This is a genomic window from Mesorhizobium sp. C120A (assembly GCF_030323105.1).
In the GTDB taxonomy this organism is placed as follows: Bacteria; Pseudomonadota; Alphaproteobacteria; order Rhizobiales; family Rhizobiaceae; genus Mesorhizobium.
The window spans coordinates 3,371,574-3,392,007 of sequence record NZ_CP100476.1 but is presented as its reverse complement, the minus strand read 5'-3'; the positions used below and the strand labels follow the sequence as shown (position 1 = coordinate 3,392,007).

Sequence of the window (20,434 nt, the reverse complement as noted above, 5' to 3'; positions counted from 1 at the left end):
GGTTAGCGAAGACTGTAAAGACGCCGCGCTTTACGTGTCGCTGGCAGGTGACAAGGTGTCGCCGACAAGCTATGGATGGCGCGTCGAGGGCTCAAGTTTTGAGTCCTACCTGTTTGCGGGAGAGAGCAGCGCGAGCTGCCGCCGAAGGGGAAATCGCCCGAAATCTCTCAGGCAAAAGAACCGTAGACGGGAAAGACACTCTGGAAAGTCGGGGCTTGCCCCCGCGCCGAAGGTGTAAGCGTCGCCGACAGAGTTCCGGTTGCGCGAGTCTCTCAGGCTTCAGACAGAGGGGCACGGACTGGTCGCCAGCAGCGGCCGATTGCGTGCGACTCTGGAGATGACATGACGGGCGACGACACCAAACACCTTCCTCTCGAAGATCTGCACACCGCCGCCGGCGCACGCTTTGGCGCCTTTGCGGGCTGGTCGATGCCGCTGACCTTTCCGGCCGGCGTGATGAAGGAGCACCTTCACACCCGCGAACATGCCGGCCTGTTCGACATTTCGCATATGAAGCTGTTCGAGATCAGCGGACCGGGCGCTGCGGCACTGCTCAACCGCGCCAGTCCGCTCGATGCCGGCGCGCTTGAGATTTCACAGTCCAAATATACCTTCTTCCTCAACGAGGCCGCCGGGATCATCGACGATCTGATCGTCACCCGGCTCGGCGCCGAGCGCTTCATGGTGGTCGCCAACGCCGGGAATGCGGTCGAGGACGAGAAGCATTTGCGTGCGCTGGCGACCGATTTCGACGTGAAGGTCGATGCGCTCGATCGCGTCTTCCTGGCGATCCAGGGGCCCGAAGCCTGGGCTGCCTTGTCCCGCGCCGGCATCGAGACCGGCTCGCTCTTGTTCATGCATGGCATCGAGCCGAAGCAAAACTGGTTCATGAGCCGCTCCGGCTACACCGGCGAGGACGGCTTCGAGATCGGCCTGCCGGAGGCGGATGCGCGCGCTCTGGCCACGAAACTGATCGAGGACGAGCGTGTGTTGTGGATCGGCCTTGCTGCCCGCGACTCGCTGCGGTTGGAGGCCGGCCTGTGCCTGCACGGCCAGGACATCACGCCGGAGATCGATCCGGCGAGTGCCGGCCTGATGTGGGCGATCCCCAAAGATCTCCGCGCCGGCGGGTCCTTCATCGGCGCCGATGCGCTGCGGTCCATCCTGGAGCGCGGGCCGTCGCAAAAGCGCGTCGGCCTGAAGCCGGACGGCCGCCAGCCGGTGCGCGCCGGCGCTGCTTTGTTCGATGCCGACGGCGATCCGGCCGGCTACGTGACATCAGGCGGCTTCGGCCCGTCGGCCGGCCATCCCGTCGCCATGGGCTATGTGTCAACGGCCTTGGCCAAGCCGGGCACGAAACTGTTCGCCGACGTTCGCGGGACGAAAATCCCGGTCGATATCAGTTCCTTGCCCTTCACTCCTCATCGCTACCGCAAAGGATAATTCCGATGGCAAAAACCTATTTCACACAAGATCACGAATGGCTGAGCGTCGAGGGAGGCATCGCCACCGTCGGGATAACCGACTATGCGCAGGAACAGCTTGGCGATCTCGTCTTCGTCGAACTGCCTCAAATCGGCACCAAACTCAGTAAGGGCGACACCGCCGTGGTCGTCGAATCCGTCAAGGCGGCATCCGATGTTTATGCGCCGGTTGATGGCGAGATCACCGACGCCAACGGCGCGCTGTCCTCGGACCCGTCGCTGGTCAACTCCGCTGCGACCGGCGACGGCTGGCTGTGGAAGATGATGCTCGCCGACGAAGGCCAACTCGCAGGCCTCATGGATGAGGCCGCCTACAAAGCCCATATCGGTTGATATCAGGACCTATTGCCATGAGCGCAGCACTTACCCCCTTCTCGGCCCGCCACATCGGTCCTGATGTAAACGATGTCAGAGCCATGCTTGCCGTGATCGGCGTTCCCTCTGTCGAGACGCTGATCAGCCAGGCCGTGCCGCAGTCGATCCGCCTCGATCTGCCGCTGACCCTTCCCGCGCCGGCGAGCGAAGCCGAAGCGCTGGCCGAATTGTCGGCGACCATGGCAAAAAACAGGGTGCTGAAGAGCTTCATCGGCGCCGGCTATCACGGCGTCCATGTGCCGCCGGTCATCCAGCGCAACCTGTTCGAGAACCCGGCCTGGTACACCGCCTATACGCCCTACCAGGCCGAGATCAGCCAGGGCCGCCTGGAAATGCTGTTCAACTTCCAGACCTTGGTCACCGAATTGACCGGCCTGCCGGTGGCTTCGGCCTCCCTGCTCGACGAAGCGACGGCGGTGGCCGAAGCGGTCGGCATCGCGCTGCGCCATCACCGCGACAAGCGCACCGAGGTGGCGCTGGCCGGCACGCCGCATCCGCAGACGCTGGACGTCGTGCGCACCCGCGCCGAGCCGCTCGGCATCGAGATCGATGGCGAGACCATCGACGACAACACCGCCGCCCTGCTGGTCTCCTGGCCGGACACGTTTGGCGTCTATGGCGACCACAAGGCGGCGATCGAGAAGGCTCGCGCCACCGGCGCCGTGGTCGTCTTCATCGCCGATCCGCTTGCGCTCACGCTGACCGAAGCGCCGGCCAGGCTTGGCGCCGACATCGCCGTCGGCCCGATGCAGCGCTTTGGCGTGCCGATGGGCTTTGGCGGCCCGCACGCCGCCTATTGCGCCGTCTCCGACAAGCTGACCCGGCTGATGCCCGGCCGCCTCGTCGGCCAGTCGATCGACAGCAAGGGTCGTCCCGGCTATCGCCTCGCCCTGCAGACGCGCGAACAGCATATCCGCCGCGACAAGGCGACCTCCAACATCTGCACCGCGCAGGCGCTGCTTGCCAACATGGCGACCGCATACGCGATCTGGCACGGGCCTACTGGTTTGCAGGCGATCGCAGCCCGAATTCATGAGCTCGCCAACGGCCTCGCAGCAGGCCTGAAAACCGCTGGTGTTTCCGTGCTCGGCTCAAGCCGTTTCGACACGGTGACGGCCGAAGTGAAGGGCAAGGCAGCTTCGATCGCCGCTGCCGCTGAAAAAGGTGGCCGGCTGCTGCGCGTCATCGATGCCGACCGCATCAGCATCGCCTTCGACGAAACCTCGACCGAGGCGGATCTCGAGGCTATCGCCGCCCTGTTCGGCGCCAAGTCCGGCGCTACTGAGGCCGGCGCGATGCCCGGCAAGCCGCGCGGCAAGGAGTTTCTGACCCAGCCGGTTTTCCGCGAAAACCACTCCGAGACCGACATGATGCGCCTGCTGCGCAGGCTAGCCGACAAGGATTTGGCGCTCGACCGCACCATGATCCCGTTGGGCTCCTGCACCATGAAGCTCAACGCGGCGGCCGAAATGATGCCGGTCAGCTGGCCTGTTGTCGCCAACCTCCATCCCTTCGCGCCGGCCAGCCATTCGGCCGGCTATCGCGCCATGGTCGGCGAGCTGGAAGGCTGGCTGGCGGAGATCACCGGCTTCGACGCCGTCAGCCTGCAGCCCAATGCCGGCAGCCAAGGCGAATATGCCGGCCTGCTCGCCATCCGCGCCTATCACCGCGCGCGCGGTGAAGGCCATCGCACCATCTGCCTGATCCCCCAGTCCGCGCATGGCACCAATCCGGCGAGTGCGGCGATGGCCGGCATGAGCGTCGTCGTCGTGCGTTGCCTGGAGGACGGCAATATCGACATGGACGATATGCGAGCCAAGGCCAACGAGCATTCCAAGAATCTCGCAGCTCTGATGTTCACCTATCCCTCGACGCACGGCGTCTACGAGGAAGGCGCGCGCCACCTGTGCGCTCTCATCCACGAACATGGCGGCCAGGTCTATTTCGACGGCGCCAACCTTAACGCGCTGGTCGCGCTGGCGCGGCCCGCCGATATCGGCGCCGATGTCTGCCACATGAACCTGCACAAGACCTTCTGCATCCCGCATGGCGGCGGCGGTCCGGGCGTCGGTCCGATCGGCGTCAGGGCGCATCTGAAACCCTATCTGCCTGGTCATGTCACCGAAGGCTCGGCGCATGCCGTGTCGGCCGCACCGTTCGGCAGCGCTTCCATCCTGCCCATCACCTGGATGTACATCCGCATGATGGGCGCCGCCGGCCTGAAGCAGGCGACGGAGACGGCGATCATCTCGGCCAACTATGTGGCGACGCGGCTCGCGCCGCACTTCCCGCTTCTCTACAAGGGCAGGCACGATCGCATCGCGCATGAATGCATCCTCGACACGCGCGTCCTCAAGGAGAGCGCCGGCATCAGCGTCGATGATATCGCCAAGCGGCTGATCGACTACGGCTTTCACGCGCCGACCATGTCGTTCCCTGTCGCCGGCACGCTGATGGTCGAGCCCACAGAGTCCGAGCCCAAGCGCGAACTCGACCGGTTCTGCGAGGCGATGATTGCCATCGCCGGCGAGGCAGCGAAAGTGGCGAAGGGCGAATGGCCGCTCGAGGACAACCCGCTGGTCAATGCCCCGCACACGGCGGCCGAAACCCTTGCCGGCCAGTGGACCCACCCCTATTCGCGGCTGGAAGCGGCCTACCCCGCCGACGATGTCGATACAGCGGCCAAATACTGGCCGCCGGTCTCGCGCATCGACAATGTCGCCGGCGACCGCAACCTCGTCTGCTCCTGCCCGCCGCTGTCGGAATATCTCGGCGCCGCCGAATAAAGCTTAGCCGATCAAGCTGAACGCAAGGCCGGCCCATCGGCCTTGCTTACCCGGTTCAGAACAAGCACGCGGTTCCGCCCCGCGTGCTTGGCCGCGTAAAGCGCTTTGTCGGCCTCGGCCAGGACGTCCTCGAGGCTGCTGCCGTCCTCCTTGCCAAAGCCAATGCCGCCGCTGACGCTGCTGCGCAACGGCCCACGCGGCGTGGGCACCACTTCCGTGCCGAAGGCTACGCCGATCCTGCTGGCGAGATCGTAGGCCTTGTCTTCGGTCATCCGAGACATGACCAACGCGAACTCCTCGCCGCCCAGCCGGAAGGCGTCGACGCCAACCCTGTCATACTTCTTGATGACTGCGGCGAAACGGCAGAGCACCCGATCGCCGACGGGATGGCCATAGACGTCGTTGGTTCGCTTGAAGTGGTCGAGGTCGAACATGGCGACCGACATGAACGGGCCGAAGACGCGCTCGCGATAAAGCGAGTTCAAAGCCCGCCGGTTCATCAGACCGGTCAACGGGTCGGTCAGGGTCTCGGCCTTCAGTTCGATCTGTGCCTGCAGATGATGCAGCGACAGCGTCAGCGCGCCGAGAGCCGTCATGCAGGCGACCGCCACGACCGAATTCAACCGCTCGGCCCAATTGTCGGGCGCGACGCCGAGCACCCACTGGCCCTTGACCAGAAGCACAGCGCCGCAGAGCCCGAAGGATACGCCGCAGACGCCGCTTAGCGCCGAAACGACCAGCAGAATGCCGCGATCATGACCGCCCTTGATCCAGAACATCATCCCGATCGAGGCGAGCAGCACTGTTACCGTCGCATAGGTGAGGATGAAGCCGACACCATCGAAACCGAGATAGGTCACGCCGGCGCAGACAGCGATCGCGAGCATGGCCGGCAGGACAGCGCGGCTGTAATTGCGCACACCAAGATATTGCATGGCCGAAAGTGAAAGCGCCAGGAAACCGAGGCTGAGCAGCGCCAACGCTGCCTGACAAAGCAACGGACTGGGCTCCCTCGTGTAGCGCCAGAAGACGATGACGTGGGCGACAAGGACGAGAATGCCGCACGCAACCGTCAGCACGAAGCGTGCACGCGGCGCCGTGAACCAGATCACAAACATGGTGACGCTCAGGCATGTGCCCGACAGCGCAGCCGCCAGCAATAGCGAACTGAAATCCAGCATGGATGAGCGGCAACCTTCGGGATCTTCGATTTGTGGCGCATCATAGGCATGCAACCGGCCGGAGATACCGGTTTTCTGCCGGTTTCAAAGCAAGCTGCCGACAGGGTTTACAAAGCGTCGACTGCCGCCCCCGCGAAGAGTCTCAGCCCTTGTTGAGCAGCACCAGATTGGCGTTGATCACGCTCGGGTCGGCCATTCCGGCCCTTGCTTCCATGAGCAGCGCCCTCGCCTTCTTCTTGTTGCCGCGCAGCAGCTGCGAATAGCCCATATTGTTGACAATCTGCGGCTTGCGCCCGGCAACCTTCAAAAGCTGGTCGTAGGCGCGGTCGGCGAAGTCGAAGCGGCCGAGTTCGTCATAGGTGGCGGCAAGCCCCATCCATCCCTCGGCACTGTCGGCCTTCAGTTCCACGGCCTTGCGGAAATGCTGTTCGGCAAGGCCGTAATTGGCCTCGCGGAACTGCGCCTTGCCTTGCGCAAGGTCGGAGGTGCTGACGTCTTTTGCCACCGGTTGGATCGATGTGGTCTTGGTTTTGTCGACGTTGTCGGTCGTGCAGCCGCCGACCATCAAGACCGCCGCTAGCGCGGCCATTGCCGTGAAACTTCTGTGACGCATGCCCCTGGCCCCAATCGCCCGATTTACCGGGTCGTTCTCTGAGGAAGCAGACTACAATAGGGCGATTAAACTTCAGTGCGGAAACGCGCCTAAAATTTGGTTTCGGGCACAGAAGCCATTAACCAACCGAAGCCTATTCCGGCTCCAGCGCCTTGAGCCCCGCCGGAAACTGATAGCGCCTGCCGTCGTAGCGCAGCCGGTAGGTTCGTTTCATGAACCTGCCGGGATGGGACTGGCACTCGCCATTCTTGTCGACAGACGGATTGTCGGTGTCCAACCGCTCGAACACTGTGATGTCGTGATAGCCGTGATGTCTCGCCGGGCTCATCGCCAGGCTGACCCGGCTGGATTGAAAGGATCCCGCGCAATTGGTGTCGCCTTCGCCGCCAAAGCCGGCCACGATGATGCCGTCGAGCACCAGGCGCAGAGCACCGCCGTCAAGGGCATAGAGCCGCAGGTCGGTTTCACTGAAAGGATTCGGCTGCGAATGGCTTGCCATGTCGATGCGCAGGCCGAAGGCGCCGACATCGGGCGCCAATCTGTAGCGCCCGGTATCGAAGTCGATCTCGCGGATGCCGACGGCATCATCGGTCATCAGCCCGGGCTGGAGCACGCGCTGGCGCACCTGCCGGGTCTTCCTGTCGACGACCAGAAGCTCGACATCGCCGACATGCCCGTCGTCGCTGGATTGGGAGCTGTCGATCAGCGGCACGGCGACCAACAACAGGTCGTCATGGGCGGGCCAGATCTTGCAGACCACGCCGAATGGCGCATCGCCATCCCAAAGCGTCTGGGCGATGCTGGTATGAGGTTCGAGCGTGAAGGAGGCGCCATCGGCACTCTTTTGGGCCTTGGGATATGCCTGCTGCACCAGAGCGGCAGCGTCGCCGCAATCGTCGGCCGCGGCCGAGGCCGGCGACAGACTGGCCGCGGCGAGGCCGAGGAAGGCGGTGCACAAGACTATTCGCATGGACGGCTCACTCATTTTGCTTTTTGCGGATTTTGCCGAAGGAGAGCGGCCAAACCGGCCGGATATGACATCCAGGCGAAGCGTAGTTGAAGTGAGTAACCGCAGAAAGCCGCCGGGCGGCCACTTGGTATCTACTGCCTTGGTATCTACTGAACCGCCGTCATTTTGACGATGATCGGGATGACGGCGATCATCAGCACCACCGGCAGGATGCACACCACCACCGGCACCGACATCTTGGCCGGCAAGGCATGTGCCTTCTCCTCGGCCAACGACATGCGCTTGTGGCGCATTTCGTCAGAGAACACGCGCAGCGCCCCGGCGAGGCTGGTGCCGAGTTCCTTCGACTGCTGCAAGAGCGTGGCGAAGGAGCGCACCTCGTCCAGGCTGAGGCGGTCGGCGAGCGCCTTCAATGCATCGTCGAGGCTGCGGCCGGCCCTGAGTTCCAGCGACACCAGCTGCAGATTCTGGCTCAGCGACGGATAGGTCTTGGCCAGTTCCTTCGAGACGCGCTCGATGCCGGCCTCCATGCTCATGCCGGCATCGGAGCAGACGATCATCAAATCCATGAAGTCGGGAAAGCCGTTGCGGTATTCGCGCATCTTTTCCCGCACCTTCTGGCTGAGCACCAGGCCGGGCACGAAATAGCCGGCGGCTCCCGACAGGATGATGAAGGTCCAGCGGCTGGTCGCGGTGGAATCGGCGCTGCCCATCCAATGGTTGACCAGGAACGCGCCGATCGCTGCGCCCACCAGGCAGGCGAAGCGGATCAGGAAGAATGTGCCGACCGCGCGCGGCTCCATATAGCCCGCCTGGATCAGCTTCATACGCAACCGGGCGACATTTTCCGGATCGCTCTTGGCGTAGAATTCCTGCGCCCGCTTCACCGCCTTCTCGCGCACGACGCTCTGGTTCTTCTTCGGCGCCACCTCGGCCTGTTGGGGAGTCTTGCTGTCGTCGATCTTGAGCCGGCGCTTGAGATCGTTGCGGTCGCCTTTGGCCACCACCAGCGGCCATGCCACCGCGCTGCCGCCCAATGCCAGCAGCAGCGCGGCTACCGGCATCAGCGACGTCGGCGCCAGCGAGGCAAGAAACTGGATCGCCTGCTCCATCTCAGAACCGGAAGTTCGACATCTTGAACATGATGATGTTGCCCAGCATCAGCCATGTCACCGAACCGCCCAGCAGATACCAGGTCTTCGGCACATCCCAGACGCTTTGATAAAATTGCGGCATCATCACCATGATGGCGGCGAACAGCAGCGCCGGCACCGCCGTCAGAATATAGGCCGACATACGACCCTCGGTCGAAATGGCGCGCACCTTGCGGCGCAGCTTGCCGCGTTCGCGGATCGTCGTCGACAGCCCGTCGAGGATCTCGCGCAGATTGCCGCCCGAACTCGTCTGGATGGAAACCGCGGTGACGAACAGCGGCAGATCCTCCTGGCCGACGCGATCAAACAGTGAATTCAACGCCGAAACCAGGTCGGAACCATAAGTCACCTCGTCGGAGATAACGCCGAATTCGGTGCCGATCGGATCGGGCATCTCGCGCGACACCATCGAGATCGCCACCGGAACCGGATGCCCGGCCTTCAAGCCGCGCGTGATCAATTCCAGCGCCTCCGGCAACTGCACGCCGAAACGCTTCACCCGCCGGGCACGCTTGGAACGCAGCACAATTACCGGCAGCAGCGCTGTCAGCACCACAAACAGCAAAATGGCGAGCAACAGCGGCAGGCCGTACCAGAGCGCGACGAGCATCATCGCCAGCGCCACGCCCGTCGTCATCGTCAGGAATTTCGGCAAGGGCATCACCATGCCCGACTGCGTGCGCAGCGCGCGAAAACGGTCGGGCGAGAAGAATGACGTGCCGGAATCGAGGCCGCGTTCCTTGCGCAGCTGGATCAGCACCTGTTCCTGGCTGATCTTGTTTTCCTGCAGCTTCATGCGCCGGTTGATAGCCAGGCGCTTGTCGCTGCGGCCGGCATAGAGCAGATAGCAGCCTTCGGCGATCATGATGCCGGTCAGCGCTGCCGCGGCATAGACGACATAGATCGGACTGAAATTCTCGAACACAAGGCTACTCCTGCGGCCGGCCGGGTTCGAAATATTTGCCGGGGAATTCAATGCCCATATTGCGCAGGTCCTCGAGGAAACGCGGGCGAATGCCGGTCGCCTCGTAGTGACCGAGGATCTTGCCGTCGGCCTCCATGCCGGTGCGCACGAAGCGGAATATCTCCTGCATCTGGATGACGTCGCCTTCCATGCCGGTCACCTCGGCGACGCTGGTCACCTTGCGCTTGCCGTCCGACAGTCGCGTCAGCTGGACGATAAGGTCGAGCGCGCTGGCGATCTGGCTGCGGATCGACTGCACCGTCATCGGCATGCCGGTCATGCCCAGCATCTGCTCGAGGCGCGAAATGGCGTCGCGAGGCGTGTTGGCGTGGATGGTCGCCATCGAGCCTTCATGTCCGGTGTTCATCGCCTGCAGCATGTCGAAGGCCTCCTCGCCGCGGCACTCGCCGAGGATGACGCGGTCGGGACGCATGCGCAGCGCGTTCTTGACCAGGTCGCGCTGCTTCAGCTCGCCATGACCTTCGATGTTGGCGGGGCGCGTTTCCATGCGCGCGACATGCGGCTGCTGCAGCTGCAGTTCGGCCGCGTCCTCGATGGTGATCAACCGTTCGTCTTCCGGAATAAAGGCTGACAATGCGTTGAGCATCGTCGTCTTGCCGGTGCCGGTACCGCCCGAGATGATGGTCGTTTTGCGGGCGTGGACTGCAGCCGCCAGCACCTCGGCCATGTTCTGGGTGATGGCGCCGAACTCGACCAGCTTGTGCAGGCCGAGCTTGTTCTTTGAAAACTTGCGGATCGACACCAGCGGCCCGTCGACGGCGACCGGGCGAATGGCGGCGTTGAAGCGCGAGCCGTCGAGCATGCGGGCATCGACCATCGGCTGCGATTCGTCGACCCGGCGGCCGACGGCGGCGACGATCTTGTTGACGATGCGCAACAGGTGCGCCTCGTCCTTGAACGGGATATGGACCTGCTGCAGCTTGCCCCGTTTTTCGACGAAGCAGTTCTGGTGGCCGTTGATCAGGATGTCGTTGATGTCGGGGTCCTTGAGCAGCGGTTCCAGCGGGCCGAGGCCGACCATCTCATCGACGATGTCATCGACCAGCGCTTCAAGTTCGACGGTGTTGATCGCCATACGCTCCTGGCGGGTCTTTTCCGACACGAACTCCTGCACCTGCCGGCGCATCTCATCCTTGGGCAGGCGCTCCAGCGCGACCAGGTTGATTTCCTCGAGCAGCAGCCGGTGGATGCGCACGCGGGCATCGAGCACCTTGTTGGCGCTTTTTCCCGGTGTTGTCTCCGGCTTCGGCGGCAAGGCCTTGCGGTTCGTCGGGATGACCACGGCGTGATGCGCGACCGGCGCCGCCTCGGCCGGCTTCAGCGCGCGGACGTCACGGTTCTGCAGGGTCGAGAAGCGGCTGGTCATCCGGCTTTCCTCTTCAGGAGGCCCCTGCCGATGCCGAACAGCGAGCGCGATTTCTCCGGCGTCACCACGGCTTCTTCCGGCAGGATGATCCTCTTCAGATCGTTGACGACATTGGCGTTCGGGTCGATCTCATGCAGCGGCACGCCGCGGTCGACCGCTTCACGCACAAGCCGGTAATTGTTGGAGATGCCGCCGACGAAATGCTCGCCGAGGATTTCCTGGACATCCGCCTGCTTTATGCCGTTGTCGAACATCTTCTGCTCGAAACGGTTGACGATCACGTTCGGCTTCACTTCCTTGCCTGCCGTCTCGTAGACCGCCTGGATCAGCCGCTGCGTATGGCGCAGGCACGGCACCGTCATTTCGGCGACGATGTAAAGCTTGTTGGAGCCGAGCAGCACCGTTTCCGTCCACGGAAACCAGGTGCGCGGCATGTCGATGACGACGTTGTCGAAATAGGCCGAAACGAGATCGAGCATGCGCACCACGACATCGGTCTTGAACGAGCGCATTTCCGACGGATGCGTTGGCGCCGCCAGCACGCAGAGCCCGCTCGCATGCTTGGACAGCATCACGTCCAGCAGCTGACGGTCGAGGCGCTCGGGCTGGTTCTCGATTTCGGTGATGTCGAAGCGCGGCTCGAGGTCGAGATATTCGGCGCAGGCGCCTTGCTGGAAGTTGAGGTCGACCACGCAGGTCGACGCGCCGCGCGTCACCGAATGATGCAGCTGGAAAGCGGTCTGCAGCGCCAGCGTCGTGGTGCCGACGCCGCCGGCGGCCGGCATGAAGGTATAGATCTGCGACTCGGTGTTTTCTTCGCGCCCCGGCCCTTGCAGCGCGCGCACGACCGACCGCACCAGATCGGCGGTGGTGATCGGCTTGACCAGGAAATCGGCGACCTGGAGCTGCACCAGGATACGCACTGCGGCTGCGTTGAATTCCTGGGTGACGACGACCACCGGAACGCGGCCTTCAAGCCGGCGCATGATGCGCTGCAGCGACTCGATCTCTTCCAGCTTTGCCGCATCCATGTCGACGATGAGCGCGCCGAAATCGGCTTCCTGGACCTCGCCGCGCAGTTCGGTAATGTTCTTCTCGACGGTCGAAAGCTGGATCACCTCCGAGGCCGCGAACGCGGTGCGCGTATCCTGCACAAAGGTCCGGTCGCTGGACACCAGCAGGATTTTCTTGGTCTTTATGCCGCTTGCCATTTTGTCAGCCTGTCAGGTCATTCCCGGTCAAATCACCGGGCAAATCAATCGGTTGTCGCTGTCGGTTGCACGGCCTTGGCGGCAGCAGCCTGGTCGGCGGCGTTGACCGCCGCCTCACTGCGCTGCGCCGGCACCAGCAGCCTGGTGTTCTGGACGCCGTATTTCCAGGGATCGACCATCTGCATGGCCGTATTGGCGGCCTGTGCGTTGCCGGCGGCAATCGTCGGTCCCTCGGAGCGGACATAGTCGTCGCTGGTGCAGCCGCCGGCGAGGCCGGCGATCAGCAGGGCGATGCATGATTCCACGCGCATGGCTTCAATCCTTCGGCAGGTCGAGGAAATGCCCGACGGTGGTGACCGCGGCCGGCTGTGCCGTACTGCCGCTGGCCATTGCCACTGCACGATTGGCTTCGGACGATTTCACTTCCTCGGTGTTGTTGAGGAAATAGTCGACATTGCTGGCCGGCTGCGTGCCGTCGGTCGGCTCGAGCAGCTTCTTCGACGGGTCGACCGGCTTGACCAGATAGGGGGTGACGATGATCACCAGATCGGTCTCGCGCCGCTGATAGGATTTGGAGGAGAACAGCGAGCCGAGCACCGGCAGCTTGCCGAGGCCGGGAAGACGCGATGTGGTAATGTCGTTCTGTGACTGCAGCAGGCCGGCGATCATGAAGCTCTGGCCATTCTTCAGGTCGACGGATGTTTTGGCGCGGCGCACGATAAAGCCCGGGACCGAGATATTGCCGATATTGTAGGAGGCCGAAGCGTCGATCGAGGACACTTCCGGCGCGATGTCGAGGCTCACCAGCCCGTCCTTGAGAACCGTCGGCGTGAAGTCGAGGCTGACGCCGTATTTCTTGTAGCTGACGGAAATCTTGCCATTGTCCTCGGAGACCGGGATCGGGAACTCGCCGCCGGCGAGGAAGCTTGCCGTCTGGCCCGAGCGGGCGATCAGGTTCGGCTCGGCCAGCCGCCTGGCGAGACCACGTTCCTCCAGCGCCTTGATGGCGACGTCGATCGACAGGCCGTTGGACAGCAGCCGGCCGATGATCTCGCCATTGCCGGCTCCCGGCACCGTGCCAGGATCGAGGGTGACGTCGCGCCCGCCAATGCCGTAAGCGAAATTGGCGCTGTATTTGGCGCCGAGATCCTGTCCGGCCTGGCGATTGATCTCGACGAAGCGAACGTTGAGCTGAACCTGCTGCGAGGACGAGATGTTGACCGAATTGATCACTTCTTCATTGCCGGAGAAGCGGCTGGCGATCTTGCTTGCCTTCTCGGCGGCGACCGCGTCATCGGCCTCGCCCGACAGCACGACGCGGCCATTGGCCGAGCCGACCTTGATCTTTGCGTCCGGCACGCTGGCGCGAATGGTGCTGGCCAGCTGGTCGGTGTCCAGCGTCACCTCGATGTCGACGGTGCCGACCAGCTGCTTGTTCTCGTCGAACAGCGCGATGCCGGTGGTGCCGAGATTGTTGCCCAGCACATAGAAGGATTTGTCGGTCAGCGGATTGACGTTGGCGATCTCCGGATCGCCGATGACGATCTGGTAGAAGGCGGCATTGGTCATGACCGTCTTCGGCTTGCCCTTGGCTACCTTGATCGACGCATTCGTTGTCGACGAGACATGGACGATATCGTTGTCGGCCTTGGCTGGCGCACTGAGGCCGAGCATTGCGGCCGCGGCCAGGCAAGCCCCCACCGCAAGCGCCCGCATTGGGCGCAGCCCTTTCGTAGTTCGAAATGCATGAAGTCCCGACATCTGTCCCGTCCCTCGCCCGGTCCCCACCGGCAGTTATTGCTGGTCCCGCGCAGGAACCTGGTATTCTTCGACCTGCGTGCCGCGCGTCACGATGATCGTCTTGAATTTCGGCTTCTCAGGCTCCTTGGTCGCGGCAGTGAACAGCGCGCCGGCAGCGGCCTGGACGCCGGAGGCGACCGATCCGCCGAAGGACGAGATGGTGGTGACGCCGTCCCTGGCGGCCCCTCCGTCTGCGGCCGAGCGGAGCGACAGCGACAAGGTGCCGACGGTGCGGGCAAGCGCCACTTTCTGCGCGCCTTCGGTCGTCACCTCGATGGTGACGGAATTGGCGATCTGCGGTGTGGTCTGGCGCTCGTCGGCGCCCTGCCCCACGGTCAGCACCTTGGCGTCGGAGACGACAATCTCGGAGGTAACGGTCGATCCGGCAGCGCCCTGCGCGTTCTTGGCCACTTCCTGGATTTCGCCCGCATCGCGTGTCAGCACCACGTCGACCCGGTCGCCCGGCATGACGAAGCCGCCGACACCGGCGATCTCGTCGGTGCGGATTGTCACCGCCCGCATGCCGGGCGTCATCATGTTTGATAGCGTCGCGCGGCCGTTCGGCCCCGACAATTTGCTGATCAGCACCGGCTCGTTGACCTCGATCGGCGACAATACCACGCGGCTGCCTTCGGCGAGCAATGCATTGACTGTGGTGAACGCGCCCTGCGGCACCGAATCCTCGGACCATGGGATTTCGCTGAGCTGCGCCCGGTCAAGCTCCATGCCGTAACGCAGCGGCGCGTTGGCCACCACTATGGTCTTGAAGACGACCTTGGGGACGGCGGGCGCCGGGATCGACGCCGTTTTCTCTTCGGCACCGGCCTTGGCCTGGCTTTTCACCCAGAAATCCGCGGCAAAGATTGAAATCGCGCCGAAGACGGCAGCGATGCCAATCATCGTTATGGCCTTGCCCCTCACAACCAACCCCTGACATTCGTGGTCTTTTGTTTTGTTGGAGCGACGCTAGGCCGCTTTGTTAAAGATTCAGGAATCGCGGCCGCTCCGCACGGACCTATTTCCGCCGGCTTGGTTATCGAAAGGTTTTAGGATAAGAAGGGTTTAATCCCCGAACGTAACAGGAACTTCCGTCGCTTGGCGCCGAAAAGCGTGGCAGTATCGACGGGTGATTCGCGGCACGGATTCTATGGTAGGCATGGACGACAACAACGATCTTTTCGGCAATCTGGAAAAGCAGCCCCAACCGGCTCGGACACCTTCGCGCCCGACCGACCCGCTGGTGCAGGCCACGAAGCGTCCTGCCGCGACCAAGGACGGCAGCGAGGGCTATAGCGCCGCCGACATCGAGGTGCTGGAGGGGCTGGAGCCGGTGCGGCGCCGTCCCGGCATGTATATTGGCGGCACCGACGACAAGGCGATGCACCATCTGTTTGCCGAGGTCATCGATAATTCGATGGACGAGGCGGTCGCCGGCCATGCCACCTTCATCGATGTCGAGCTGTCGGCCGACGGGTTTCTGACCGTTACCGACAATGGCCGCGGCATCCCGGTCGATCCGCATCCGAAATTCAAGAAGCCGGCGCTCGAAGTCATCATGACGACGCTGCATTCGGGCGGCAAGTTCGATAGCAAGGTCTATGAGACCTCCGGCGGTCTGCACGGTGTCGGCGTCTCGGTCGTCAATGCGCTGTCGGACCATCTCGAAGTCGAAGTCGCGCGCGGTCGCCAGCTTTACCGTCAAAGGTTCTCGCGCGGCGTTCCGGTGAGCGGGCTGGAGCAGCTCGGCGAAGTGCACAACCGGCGCGGCACCAAAATCCGCTTCCATCCCGACGAGCAGATTTTCGGCAAGGGCGCCGCCTTCGAGCCGGCGCGGCTCTATCGCATGACCCGCTCGAAAGCCTATCTGTTCGGCGGCGTCGAGATCCGCTGGAGCTGCGACCCATCGCTGATCAAGGAAAAGGACCAGACGCCGGCCAAGGCGGAGTTCCATTTCCCCGGCGGCTTGAAGGACTATCTCAAGGCATCGCTCGGCGATGATTTCCAGGTGACCCGCGAAATCTTCGCCGGCAAGAGCGAGAAGCAGGGCGGCCACGGTTCGCTGGAATGGGCGGTGACCTGGTTCGGCGGTGACGGCTTCGTCAACTCCTACTGCAACACCATCCCGACCGGCGAAGGCGGCACGCATGAGGCCGGCTTTCGCAATGTGCTGACGCGCGGGCTTCGGGCCTATGCCGACCTGGTCGGCAACAAGCGCGCCTCGATCGTCACCTCCGAAGACGTGATGATCTCGGCGGCAGGCATGCTGTCGGTGTTTATTCGCGAGCCGGAATTCGTCGGCCAGACCAAGGACAGGCTGGCAACGATCGAAGCCATTCGCATTGTCGAGACCGCCATCCGCGATCCCTTCGACCACTGGCTGGCCGACAATCCGCAGGAAGCCTCCAAGCTGCTGGAATGGGTGATTGCGCGCGCCGACGAGCGGGTGCGCCGGCGCCAGGAAAAGGAAGTGTCGCGCAAGAGCGCGGTGCGCAAGCTGCGCCTTCCCGGCAAGCTCGCCGACTGCACGCAGAATGCCGCCGCGGGCGCCGAACTGTTCATCGTCGAAGGCGACTCGGCCGGCGGCTCGGCCAAGCAGGCGCGCGACCGCGCCAGCCAGGCGGTGCTGCCGCTGCGCGGAAAAATCCTCAACGTCGCCAGCGCCGGCAACGACAAGCTAGCCGCCAATCAGCAGATTTCGGACCTGATTCAGGCGCTCGGTTGCGGCACGCGCTCGAAATACCGCGACGAGGATTTGCGCTACGACCGCGTGATCATCATGACCGACGCCGACGTCGACGGCGCTCACATAGCCTCGCTGCTGATCACCTTCTTCTACCAGGAAATGCCGAACCTGGTGAATGGCGGCCATCTCTATCTGGCGGTGCCGCCGCTCTATTCGATCCGGCAAGGCGGCAAGGTTGCCTATGCCAGGGACGATGCGCACAAGGACGAGCTGTTGCGCACCGAATTCACCGGCCGCGCCAAGGTCGAGATCGGCCGTTTCAAGGGCTTGGGCGAAATGATGGCCGCGCAGCTCAAGGAAACCACCATGGACCCGAGGAAGCGCACGCTGCTCCGGGTCGATGTCATCGACGCCGTGGCGGCGACCAAGGATGCTGTCGACGCGCTGATGGGCACCAAGCCGGAAGCCCGCTTCCGCTTCATCCAGGAACGCGCCGAATTCGCCGCGACGGAAGTGCTGGATATCTGAGCGCCGGCCGACTCTTCGTTTTGACGCAGTTCCGGGCGGAAAACCGTTTCAAACTTTTCCTGGAATTGCTCTAGCCTGCACTTCCGATACGGAGACCAGCTTGTGATCCGGGCGCGGCTGAAGAGCTACTTCGAAACCAGTTTGGCGGGCCTGACGCAGCCGACGCGCTCGGATTGGATTTTCGCCCTGCGCACGGTTTCGGCCGGTCTGATCGCGCTTCTCGCTGCTTACGCGTTGAAACTCCACCACCCGCAATGGGCGATGATGACGGTCTTCATCGTCGCCCAGCCGGTCGCCGGCATGGTGCTGGCGAAAGGTTTTTACCGGCTGCTCGGCACGCTGGCCGGTGGACTTGCGGCGATCGGCATCACCTCGGTTTTCGGCACCAATCCCTGGCTGCTGGTCACGGCGCTATCCGTCTGGATTGGGCTGTGCACGCTGGTTTCGTCGCTGCTGCGCAATCCGGAAGCCTATGGCGCCGCACTTGCCGGCTATACCGCGATGATCATTGGGCTGCCGGCTTTCGGCCAGCCGCACGTGGTCGTCGATCTCGCTGTCGCGCGCTGCGCCGAGATCGTGCTCGGCATCGTCTGCGCCGGCCTGACCAGCCGGCTGATCCTGCCCAAGCTGGCCGCTGACGCCATCATCTCCAGGCTGAAGCGCAGCATCCTCGACCTTGCAACCTATGCAGGCGGCGCTTTTTCCGGTGGCGACCCGGCGACGCTGGCCGGCCTGCACCGCAAGCTGATCACCGACGCCCAGATGCTGGCCGAGATGCGCGCCTATGCCCGGCTCGAAGCACCGAGCTTCGCCACCCGCGCCCATCCGGTCCGCCTAACCATCGGTCAGCTTCTCTCGGCGCTGTCGGCGGCGCGCGCGCTGCATTCGCATGCCGCGCCGAAAAACGCAGCGCTCATTCCGGTACGCTCCGAACTGCAGTCGTTGGTCAGCGAGCTGGCAGCGACGCCCGAGGCGCTGGACGACACGTCGCCCTGGGTGACGCGGCTCGACGCGATTGCCGGCAAGGCCCGGCAAATGCCCGACGCCTCGACCGATCAGGGCGACGACAGGGTCGGCACCATAACCCGCCTCACCATCGCCGCCGATTTCGCCGAAGCCTTCAAGCAGGTGCTGCGCGGCCTCGACGCCCTGCGCGCACCGGTGACGGGCCCCAGCCGGAGCAACAGGCAGCCGCCTGCGCTGGTGGTGCACCGCGATTATCCCGGGGCTTCGCGCAATGCCATACGCGCCGGCCTTGCCACGTTGGCGGTCGCCGCCTTCTGGCTGACGACGAAATGGTCCGACGCGGCCGGCACCGTCATCCTCGTTGCCGTCGTCTCCAGTCTTTTCGCCGCGCGGCCTGACCCGGTGCGGGTGTCCTGGGGCTTCTTCAAGGGAACGCTGCTGGCTTTGCCCTTTGCCTTCCTTGTCGGCCAGGTCGCGCTGCCTGCCCTGCCCGGCTTCGGCTGGTTCACGCTGTTTGTCGTGCCGATCCTGGTACCGACGGCGCTGGGCATGGCCAATCCACGCACCGTCGGCGTGGCGACGGCGTTTGCAATCAATTTCCTCGCCTTCCTCAGCCCGCATCAGGCGATGACCTATGCCCCAGGCCCGTTCTTCGCCGGCTCGGCGTCGGTGCTGGTCGGCATCCTGCTGGCCATCGGCGTCTTCATCGTGGTGCTGCCGGTCGATCCATGGCGCGCGGCCAACCGCATCGTGCGCGCCATGCGCGAGGATCTGGCGCGGCTGTGTCTGCACGAGCGGGTACCGCGGCGTTCGGCCTTCGAGAGCCTGGCCTATGACCGCATCAACCAGCTGATGCCGCTCTTGCAGAATGCCGGCAGGAAAGGCGATGCGATCCTGGGCGGCGGGGTCGCCGCCGTTACCGTCGGCCTCGAAATCCTGCGCCTGCGCGCCGCGCAGCAGAGGCCGTCCACTCCTACCGACACCGCGCTCTCGATCGCCAATTTCCTGCGCGGCCTCGCGCGTGAACTGCTCTTTCGCGCAACCGGCGATCCACAGACAGCAACTGTCACTGTGGCCCGGCAATATGCAGCCAGCCTTTCAGAGCGCAGCGGCGGTGCGGATATGCTGCAGATCGCAGCCTCGCTGCGCATCATCGCCGCCGCGATCGAGGATTTCCCGGATTTCTTCACCAGGGATCGTGGCTAGGGCGTCAGGCCGCGGCTATCGCCAGCGCATGCCCGCGCGCGTTTTCCCGCAGCGCGTCGAGATGGATCGACTTGACCAGGCCGGCGAGATCGCCCTCAGTGGATTGACCTCCGAGTTCCTTCAGCATCAGCCAGCTGACTTCCTGCACGCCGGCGAGGCGCTTGCCGTTGGCGACTTCGCGCCAGATCTTGAGCGCGCGCAGCATGATGCCATGGGTGGAAGCGGCAAGGCCGGCGCTGCGGAAGAGCGCCTGCAACGCAACGTCCTGGCCGCCTGCGAGCAAGGCCCGCACCCGCTGCTCCGACTGCTGGCTGAGCGCAACCAGGGCCGAGCCGAAAAAGTCGACCTTGCCGTGGGCAATGGCACGGATGATGAAACTTGCGGTCAGGTCGCCGCGCAGGCGCAGATGTTCGATAAGTGCCGCATGTTCCTCAGTGCGCGTGCCTTCGACCAGCCGCACCGAAGCCTTGACGCAAGCATCGCGCGTGACCCGCTCGGCTCTGGCCGCCCCCATCAGCGCCATCACCAGCGGCGAAGCCTTAAGCGTTTCGCCGAGCTTGACCAGCAGCATGTGCCGGCAGTCGGCCGGCAGCCGCACATCCGTGACCATTGCCTCGCGCAAATGAGCGATATGGCCATGCCGCTCGGCCATGCGGCGGAAGCTGAGCGACGCGATATCGGCGCCGTCATTGGCGAGCAGCGCCGCACACGCTTCCGGTTCGCCGATCTCGGCGATCGCCGCGGCAACCGCCATCGAAACGACCGGCCGGTCGGCGATCAGTTTTTGCGTCGCCTTGTGCCCGGCCGCGACGCGGTCGATCAGGTCGGCGTCCGTCAGCAGCGGGGAGCGCGCCAGCACCAGGGCTGCCACTTCCGGCTGATCGGAGGCAAGCGCGCTGATGATCTGCAGCGGCGCGTGATGGCTCATCGACAGCGCTTCGGCCATAGCCAGCCGCACCTTCGACGAGGCGTCGTCGAGCAGCAGCGTCAGCGCCGCTTCGGCCGCGCAACGGTCTTCGAAAGGCAGGTCGGAATTGACGTAGGCGCGGGCCAGCGCGCTCGCCGCCGCGGCGCGCTCCGAAACTCTCGCGGTGTAGATCCATTTGAGAAAATGCGAGACAACCAT

16 protein-coding genes and 1 riboswitch are annotated in these 20,434 nt (G+C 64.0%); of the genes, 5 read left to right on the top strand and 11 right to left on the bottom strand.

The window, feature by feature from the left end; translation table 11 throughout:
- Positions 1-106 precede the first annotated feature (106 nt).
- Positions 107-193: riboswitch (glycine riboswitch) on the top strand.
- 149 nt (positions 194-342) lie between these two features.
- From gcvT to gcvP, 3 genes are read left to right on the top strand one after another with little or no spacing between them, the layout of a single operon-like run.
- Positions 343-1,443 (top strand): glycine cleavage system aminomethyltransferase GcvT, encoded by a 1,101-nt coding sequence (gcvT, locus tag NL532_RS16270; RefSeq protein ID WP_023828674.1) that lies wholly within the window; start codon positions 343-345, stop codon positions 1,441-1,443.
- A gap of 5 nt (positions 1,444-1,448) precedes the next feature.
- A complete protein-coding gene (gene gcvH, locus NL532_RS16265) occupies positions 1,449-1,817 on the top strand; it encodes a glycine cleavage system protein GcvH (protein ID WP_023725711.1) in 369 nt (122 codons plus the stop codon).
- 17 nt (positions 1,818-1,834) lie between these two features.
- Entirely contained in the window at positions 1,835-4,645 is a 2,811-nt protein-coding gene (gene gcvP, locus NL532_RS16260) for an aminomethyl-transferring glycine dehydrogenase (RefSeq protein ID WP_023828675.1), read from the top strand.
- A gap of 11 nt (positions 4,646-4,656) precedes the next feature.
- Here the strand turns inward: gcvP and NL532_RS16255 are convergent, their stop codons facing one another.
- From NL532_RS16255 to cpaB, 10 genes are all read right to left on the bottom strand, one after another.
- Positions 4,657-5,826: a GGDEF domain-containing protein gene (locus tag NL532_RS16255; protein ID WP_023828676.1), complete on the bottom strand. Its 1,170-nt coding sequence runs from the start codon at positions 5,824-5,826 to the stop codon at positions 4,657-4,659.
- A gap of 142 nt (positions 5,827-5,968) precedes the next feature.
- Positions 5,969-6,439: a tetratricopeptide repeat protein gene (locus NL532_RS16250; RefSeq protein ID WP_023828677.1), complete on the bottom strand. Its 471-nt coding sequence runs from the start codon at positions 6,437-6,439 to the stop codon at positions 5,969-5,971.
- 133 nt (positions 6,440-6,572) lie between these two features.
- Positions 6,573-7,625: a PA3715 family protein gene (locus NL532_RS16245; protein WP_245270211.1), complete on the bottom strand. Its 1,053-nt coding sequence runs from the start codon at positions 7,623-7,625 to the stop codon at positions 6,573-6,575.
- Positions 7,556-8,521, bottom strand: a complete 966-nt coding sequence (locus NL532_RS16240; protein ID WP_023828679.1) for a type II secretion system F family protein — start codon at positions 8,519-8,521, stop codon at positions 7,556-7,558. Before NL532_RS16240 ends, NL532_RS16245 begins: the two co-directional genes overlap by 70 nt.
- Position 8,522: 1 nt before the next feature.
- Complete coding sequence (locus NL532_RS16235) at positions 8,523-9,488, bottom strand: type II secretion system F family protein (RefSeq protein ID WP_023688292.1); 966 nt, start codon at positions 9,486-9,488, stop codon at positions 8,523-8,525.
- A gap of 4 nt (positions 9,489-9,492) precedes the next feature.
- Complete coding sequence (locus NL532_RS16230; RefSeq protein ID WP_023667600.1) at positions 9,493-10,914, bottom strand: TadA family conjugal transfer-associated ATPase; 1,422 nt, start codon at positions 10,912-10,914, stop codon at positions 9,493-9,495.
- The gene (locus NL532_RS16225; protein ID WP_023681597.1) at positions 10,911-12,125 is read right to left on the bottom strand and encodes a CpaE/TadZ family protein; all 1,215 of its coding nucleotides are present in this window, start codon (positions 12,123-12,125) and stop codon (positions 10,911-10,913) included. The genes NL532_RS16230 and NL532_RS16225 overlap by 4 nt, the downstream gene beginning before the upstream one ends.
- Before the next feature lie 44 nt (positions 12,126-12,169).
- Entirely contained in the window at positions 12,170-12,436 is a 267-nt protein-coding gene (locus NL532_RS16220; RefSeq protein ID WP_023667602.1) for a hypothetical protein, read from the bottom strand.
- 4 nt (positions 12,437-12,440) lie between these two features.
- Positions 12,441-13,799, bottom strand: coding sequence for a type II and III secretion system protein family protein (locus tag NL532_RS16215; protein ID WP_023821414.1), 1,359 nt, complete (start codon positions 13,797-13,799; stop codon positions 12,441-12,443).
- Positions 13,800-13,919: 120 nt separating this feature from the next.
- On the bottom strand, positions 13,920-14,825 hold the full coding sequence (gene cpaB / locus NL532_RS16210) for a Flp pilus assembly protein CpaB (RefSeq protein ID WP_023710646.1): 906 nt from the start codon (positions 14,823-14,825) through the stop codon (positions 13,920-13,922).
- A gap of 256 nt (positions 14,826-15,081) precedes the next feature.
- Between cpaB and parE the strand changes: the two genes are divergently transcribed.
- Both parE and NL532_RS16200 read left to right on the top strand, forming a co-directional pair.
- Positions 15,082-17,136, top strand: coding sequence for a DNA topoisomerase IV subunit B (parE, locus tag NL532_RS16205; protein ID WP_023710647.1), 2,055 nt, complete (start codon positions 15,082-15,084; stop codon positions 17,134-17,136).
- A gap of 102 nt (positions 17,137-17,238) precedes the next feature.
- A complete protein-coding gene (locus NL532_RS16200) occupies positions 17,239-19,308 on the top strand; it encodes an FUSC family protein (RefSeq protein WP_023710648.1) in 2,070 nt (689 codons plus the stop codon).
- 4 nt (positions 19,309-19,312) lie between these two features.
- Here NL532_RS16200 and NL532_RS16195 read toward each other — a convergent pair whose 3' ends face one another.
- Positions 19,313-20,434, bottom strand: coding sequence for a DUF2336 domain-containing protein (locus NL532_RS16195; protein ID WP_023710649.1), 1,122 nt, complete (start codon positions 20,432-20,434; stop codon positions 19,313-19,315).